The organism is Stenotrophomonas sp. STEN029 (assembly GCF_056760015.1).
In genome coordinates this window covers 1-3,856 of sequence record NZ_JBRREC010000161.1, presented here as the reverse complement: position 1 = coordinate 3,856, position 3,856 = coordinate 1, and the positions used below count along the sequence as shown (strand labels likewise).

Annotated in this window: 4 protein-coding genes; 3 read left to right on the top strand and 1 reads right to left on the bottom strand. The window is 66.4% G+C overall.

The annotated features are described in order from the left end of the window. Positions 1-131: 131 nt before the first annotated feature. Complete coding sequence (locus tag ACVOLI_RS20275; RefSeq protein WP_481615757.1) at positions 132-959, bottom strand: hypothetical protein; 828 nt, start codon at positions 957-959, stop codon at positions 132-134. Positions 960-1,080: 121 nt separating this feature from the next. Here ACVOLI_RS20275 and ACVOLI_RS20270 point away from each other — a divergent pair, with 121 nt between their 5' ends. From ACVOLI_RS20270 to ACVOLI_RS20260, 3 genes are all read left to right on the top strand, one after another. Continuing rightward, positions 1,081-2,382 carry a tryptophan--tRNA ligase gene (locus ACVOLI_RS20270; protein WP_481615756.1) on the top strand — a complete coding sequence of 434 codons (1,302 nt, stop codon included), beginning with the start codon at positions 1,081-1,083 and terminating at the stop codon, positions 2,380-2,382. Positions 2,383-2,404: 22 nt separating this feature from the next. Further along, positions 2,405-2,698, top strand: coding sequence for a hypothetical protein (locus ACVOLI_RS20265; protein ID WP_282273156.1), 294 nt, complete (start codon positions 2,405-2,407; stop codon positions 2,696-2,698). Positions 2,699-2,783: 85 nt separating this feature from the next. Next, positions 2,784-3,716, top strand: a complete 933-nt coding sequence (locus ACVOLI_RS20260) for an MBL fold metallo-hydrolase (RefSeq protein WP_481615755.1) — start codon at positions 2,784-2,786, stop codon at positions 3,714-3,716. The last annotated feature ends 140 nt before the right edge of the window (positions 3,717-3,856 follow it).

The following is a 3,856-nucleotide window of genomic DNA, read 5'->3' as shown; positions in this document are numbered from 1 at the left end:
CGTTTTGGTTTTGGGCGCGCGCCCCCCCCCCCCAAGCAGGGGGATCATCAGATGACACAGTTGCTGAGAGATGGGGCTTGATCAGCTTCGCGGCTTACGCCGCTCCCACAAATCAGCGGCAGGCAAGCAACTCAGCGCCCACGCGCCGGCGGATCCGGCACGAAGCCACTCGGGAACGCCTGTGGCGAGTTGTCCACGTGACGATAGCCGCGCGGCAGGATGCCCATCGCAACGAGACGTTGGCGCGAGTCATAGCGCACCTCGCTGACCTGCACCGGGTTACGGCTGGCACGTTCGAAGCTGGTCAGCGACGAGCTGGACCACTCACGTTCACCGTGGCCGGTGCCCAAGCGCTGCCGCGATTCACTCTTGGCCATCGCGCTGGGCGCAGCGGCTTCGGCGGCGCGCCCTGTTGCACTGGCGCTGGCCTCGGCACGGTCCTCGTACTGCGGCATCGGCCGCGGCATGGGCCTTGGCGCCGGCAGTGGGCGCACGTCATGCACCGGCCGGCGTGCTTCGTTGAACACCGCGATGCCGATCACACCGACATTGGCCGGGCGACCGGTACGGCTGGCATAGCTGTCGCTGGAGCTGGTGAACACGAACTGCGCCACCTCGGCATTGGATTTGCGCCAGCCGGTGATCTCGCTGCTCTGCCACGGCTCCAGTACATAGCCGGACTGGCTGGGCGAGGCGGTCTGGCCGGTGATGGCGTTGACCCCGTCCACCGACAGCACCACCAGCACGCGCTGGCCGCTGCGGTTCTGCATGCGCACGCTGTAGCGGTGGCCGGGGCTGCCGGCCACCCATTGCTGGCCCCGGTGCGGGTACAGGTCCAGCTCCTGCCCGTCGTCGCGGTCTATCACCGACAGCTGCACCGGACCCTCATCTGCCGGCCGTACCGGGCTGAACCCGCATAGCGCGACAACCGACAACACACTGGCTAGAAAACGGTACATGGCAGGCTCCTTGGCGGGGTACGTGGCTTGAAACGGCCAGGCGCGGGCAATGGGGTTGAGGGCGGGGACAGGCTGGGGCGGTTACACTGGCCCGGTTCATCCGCTCGTCAGCTTGGTTTACATGACTACCCGCGTCCTCACCGGCATCACCCCCTCCGGCACTCCCCATCTCGGCAACTATGTCGGCGCGATCCGCCCGGCCATTGCCGCCAGCCAGGCCTCGGATATCGAGAGCTTCTTCTTCCTGGCCGACCTGCACAGCCTGATCAAGGCGCAGGAGCCCGAGCGCACCCAGCGTTCGACCCTGGAGATCGCCGCCAGCTGGCTGGCCTGCGGCCTGGACCCGGACAAGGTGTGGTTCTACCGCCAGAGCGACATCCCGGAAACCACCGAGCTGATGTGGTTCCTCACCGTGGTCGCCAGCAAGGGCATCCTCAACCGTGCCCATGCCTACAAGGCGGCGGTGGACAAGAACCGCGAGGAACAGCTCGACGACGATGCAGGCGTCAGCGCCGGCCTGTTCATGTACCCGGTGCTGATGGCCGCCGACATCCTGATCTTCAACGCCAACAAGGTGCCGGTGGGTCGTGACCAGATCCAGCACATCGAGATGGCGCGTGATTTCGCCCAGCGCTTCAACCACGTCTACGGCAAGGAATACTTCGCCCTGCCGGAAGTGATCATCGACGAACAGGTGGCCACCCTGGCCGGCCTGGATGGCCGCAAGATGAGCAAGAGCTATAGCAACACCATCCCGCTGTTCGTGCCGCGCGAGGAGCTGAAGAAGCTGGTGTTCTCCATCCTCACAGACTCGCGCCTGCCGGGCGAGCCCAAGGACACCGAGGGCTCGGCGCTGTTCCAGATGTACCAGGCCTTCGCCAGCCCGGAGCAGACCGCAGCCTTTGCCAAGGCCTTTGCCGAGGGCATCAGCTGGGGCGATGCCAAGCAGCAGCTGTTCGAACGCATCGACGCCGAGCTGTCGCCGCTGCGCGAGCGCTACAACGCCTTGATGGCCGAGCCTGAGAAGATCGAAGCCATCCTGCGCAAGCGCGGCCAGCAGCTGCGCGAGCAGTTCGCCATCCCGCTGTTGAAGGAGTTGCGCCACGCCGTGGGCCTGCGCGATCTGTCTGCCGCCGGTGACAAGCCCAAGGCGGCAGTCGCTGCCAAGGCGGCGCTGCCGCTGTTCAAGCAGTACCGCGAGAAGGATGGCCGCTTCTATTTCAAGCTACTCGATGGCGAAGGCACGCTGCTGATCCAGAGCGAAGGCTTCGATTCACCGCGCGATGCCGGCCAGCTGATCGCCGTGCTCAAGCAGGCCGAGCAGGGCGATGCGCTGCAGAGCGAGCTGTTCAAGGTCGAAGTGGAAGTGGAGCCGGTGCTGGCGGCGTTGCGCGAACTGCGCGAGGCTGCAGCGAAGGAGTAATCACCTGCGGAGGAGCACGTCGATGGCCTGGTTGTCGTTGTTGTTGTTTCTCCCCTGGTTCTGCGTGATGGGAGCGCTGTACTGGTGGTTCCCGCGCCAGCCGCGCAATCGCCGGCGCAGCGTGTTTGATGCATCGATGCTGGTGCTGGCCCTGGTGGCCAGCATCGGTTTCATGTTGTGGGGTTACCACGTGGGAGCCACCGAAGTGGCCGAAGGCCTGTGGAAGCAGATCCTCGCCGTGTTGTATGCCTACGGCGGCTTCCTGGCGGTGATGGTGCTGGCATTGCTGCTGCGCCCGCGCGTACTGCAGCACTGAGCCGACGCGGCTGCGACAAAAGTCCGGGTTGAGTGCGGGCAGGGCGGCTGGCAGGATCGAAGCCAGTTTCTGCCGGAGTTGCCGCATGTCTGCTGCCCATGGCATCCACACCATCGATACCGCGTTCCAGCGCGATCACTTCGATGCGGCCTACCTGATCGTGCAGGACGGACGTGGCGCGTTCGTCGATTGCGGTACCACCCACTCGCTGCCCAATCTGCTGGCCTGCATTGCGCAGGCGGATCTGACGCCTGCGGATATCGACTGGCTGATCGTCACCCATGTGCACCTGGATCATGCCGGCGGCGCCGGTGCGCTGATGCAGCAGTTGCCCAATGCGCGGTTGGTCGTGCACCCGCGTGGTGCCCAGCACATGATCGATCCGACCCGGCTGATCGCCGGCGCAACAGCGGTGTATGGCGAAGCCGAGATCGCGCGCAGCTACGGCCAGATCGTGCCGGTACCGGCCGAGCGCGTGGTGGTTGCCGAGGACGGGCATCGGGTTTTGTTGGCGGGTCGCGAGCTGGTCTGCGTGGACACGCCGGGACATGCACGGCATCACTTCTGCGTGTGGGATGCGGTCAGTCGCAGCTGGTTCACCGGCGACACGTTTGGCCTGTCGTACCGCGAGCTGGATCATGCTGGCGGTGCGTTCATCATTCCCACCTCCTCGCCGGTGCAGTTCGAGCCCGAGGCAATGCATGCCTCGATCCTGCGCTTGATGCAGGAAGCGCCGGAAGGCATGTACCTGACCCATTACGGCCGGGTCGAAGGCACGGCGCGATTGGCGCAGGAACTGCACGAGCAGATCGACGCGATGGTGGCGATCGCACAGCGCTGCAACGGCGAACCGGAACGCCATCGCCTGCTGGTGGATGCGCTCGGTGCGCTGTATGTAGCGCGCTTGCGCCTGCAGGGCAGCCCGCTGGACGCATCTGAAGTGCTGCGGGTGCTGGCAATGGATATCGAACTCAACGCACAAGGCCTGGCCTGCTGGCTGGACCGCGAGAAGCGCTGAAAGCGAGCGGACTTCCGGTAGTGGGGGGGGGGGGGGGGGGGGGGGGGGGGGGGGGGGGGGGGCGGGGGGGGGGGGGGGGGGGGGGGGGGGGGCGGCCAGGCGCCGGCCGGGGGGGGCGGGGGGGGGGGGGGGGGGGGGGG

Bases quoted from the DNA above. Each gene is read 5' to 3' on its own strand.
- ACVOLI_RS20265 (WP_282273156.1), top strand. From the start codon at position 2,405: ATGGCCTGGTTGTCGTTGTTGTTGTTTCTCCCCTGGTTCTGCGTGATG.
- ACVOLI_RS20260 (WP_481615755.1), top strand. From the start codon at position 2,784: ATGTCTGCTGCCCATGGCATCCACACCATCGATACCGCGTTCCAGCGC.
- ACVOLI_RS20275 (WP_481615757.1), bottom strand. From the start codon at position 959: ATGTACCGTTTTCTAGCCAGTGTGTTGTCGGTTGTCGCGCTATGCGGG.
- ACVOLI_RS20270 (WP_481615756.1), top strand. From the start codon at position 1,081: ATGACTACCCGCGTCCTCACCGGCATCACCCCCTCCGGCACTCCCCAT.